This is a genomic window from Nocardia sp. NPDC060220 (assembly GCF_042727815.1).
Classification (GTDB): domain Bacteria; phylum Actinomycetota; class Actinomycetes; order Mycobacteriales; family Mycobacteriaceae; genus Nocardia.
Window position 1 is genome coordinate 1 of the sequence record NZ_JBHWZY010001136.1, and the last position, 1,794, is coordinate 1,794.

Genomic DNA, 1,794 nt, shown 5'->3' on the forward strand with positions numbered 1-1,794 from the left:
GTTTCGGTCTCCTCCTCGATACTTTCCTGCTCGAGGGCTTCCTTGTCCGGTTCCGCGGCGTTCTCCGATTCCGCGGCAGGGGAGTCGGTTTTGTCGGGTTCGCTGAGATCGTGCTGGTCGGGCTGGTTGTCCTCGCCGTGCACTATGCCTTCCCCCGGACCCTGCGGAATCGGACCGTCGTCGGGTACCCGGACACGCCTGCGTCGAAATCCTGCTGTTCGGCGATGACCTCGTCGCAGAGCGTGCGCAGCACATGCCACCCGAAGCTGCGCTGATCCGGCATGCCCTGCGCCGCAGCGACACCGTCGACGCGCACCTGGAGTTCGAAGTCGCCGACGAGGAATTCGCAGGTGAGCAGCGTATCCGGGCCAGCGATCGCGATGATCGTCGAGCACACCTCATCCACGGCCAGGCGCACGTCGGCTACCTCGTCGAGGGTGAAATCACTGAGTAGCACCAGTGTTTCGGCCAGTCCGCGCACGATTGGCAGCTGCGTCAGCTGTGCTGCCACACGAATCTCCACCGGGGCGCCGAAGGGCCCATGTTCCGCCGAAAAATTGGTCACCCTGAGAAGGCTACCCATATCCCGGCAGGGCAATCACCATCGCCGTCGCTACACTGGCGCGCTGTGTCCACTCCGACGTTCTCCCGTCCGTCCCAGCCGATGATCGCCCCGTCAATCCTGTCCGCGGACTTCGCGAATCTGGCCGCCGAGGCCGCCGCGGTCGAAGGATGCGATTGGCTTCACGTCGACGTCATGGACGGGCACTTCGTACCGAACCTCACGCTGGGTCTGCCGATCGTGCAGAGCCTGCTGAAGGCGACCGATATCCCGTTCGATTGCCACCTGATGATCGACGATCCGGGCCGCTGGGCCCCGAGCTACGCCGAGGCGGGCGCCTACAACGTCACCATTCACGCCGAGGCGACCGATGATCCGATCGCGGTGGCGCGCGATATCCGCGCCGCGGGCGGCCGGGCCGGGCTGTCGGTGAAGCCGAACACCCCGATCGAGCCGTACCTGGAAATCCTGCGCGAATTCGACACCCTGCTGGTGATGAGCGTGGAACCCGGTTTCGGCGGGCAGTCGTTCATCCCCGGCGTGCTGGAGAAGGCGCGGATCGTGCGCAATCTGGTCGATTCGGGCGAGCTGCACCTGGTCGTCGAAATCGACGGCGGCATCAACGACGACACCATCGAGCAGGCGGCCGCGGCCGGCATCGATTGCTTCGTGGCCGGGTCGGCCGTCTACAACACGGCCGACCCGGGCGCTGCCGTGCAGAAGCTGCGCAACCTGGCCACCTCGGCCTGGCTGCCGTAACTACAGGGCGCGGAGCTTGCGGGTGCCCAGCGCCCGCGCCGCGTCGATGACGGCCTGCACCGGCGGCCGCTGGTCGCCGGACTCGGGTTCCTGCACCCAGGTGCGGTAGCCGGTGCGCTCGTCGTCGGGGGAGGGCAGCACGATCTGGCTGCCCGCGCAGGCGACGGTCGCGTACAGGCGGAACAGTTCGGCCGACGCCGTCGCGGTGACCGAGTCCGGGCGGCAGGGGCCGGTGAGGAACGTCCAGCGCCGCGCGCGGGGATGATCGACCACCGGACCCGCGATCGCGGCCTCGCGCAGTCGGGCCTGGACGCGTTCGCCCAGATCGCCGGGCATGGTGACCGCGCCGTAGTGCGCGCCGATCTGGAGCAGAATGCGGCGGGAATCGAAATCGATCTTGGCCGGTAGGTGCAGTTCTCGCCGATAACGCACGCAGCGCATTTCCAGCGTCGAATCGATCAATGTGCTCACGC

The 1,794-nt window shown here is 67.2% G+C and carries 3 protein-coding genes; 1 reads left to right on the forward strand and 2 read right to left on the reverse strand.

Going from position 1 to position 1,794, the window contains the following annotated elements; translation table 11 throughout:
- Positions 1-142: 142 nt before the first annotated feature.
- A complete protein-coding gene (locus ACFWF3_RS34525) occupies positions 143-511 on the reverse strand; it encodes an anti-sigma factor (RefSeq protein ID WP_379318243.1) in 369 nt (122 codons plus the stop codon).
- A gap of 153 nt (positions 512-664) precedes the next feature.
- On the opposite strand from ACFWF3_RS34525, the gene rpe reads away from it, so the two are divergent.
- Positions 665-1,321, forward strand: a complete 657-nt coding sequence (gene rpe, locus ACFWF3_RS34530; RefSeq protein WP_378628313.1) for a ribulose-phosphate 3-epimerase — start codon at positions 665-667, stop codon at positions 1,319-1,321.
- On the opposite strand, the gene ACFWF3_RS34535 is transcribed toward rpe, so the two are convergent.
- Positions 1,322-1,794, reverse strand: a 473-nt coding sequence (locus ACFWF3_RS34535; RefSeq protein ID WP_379318245.1) for a hypothetical protein, incomplete at its 5' end; no start/stop codon positions are given.

Coding starts and splice junctions, on each gene's coding strand:
- rpe (WP_378628313.1), top strand. CDS start 665: ATGATCGCCCCGTCAATCCTGTCCGCGGACTTCGCGAATCTGGCCGCC.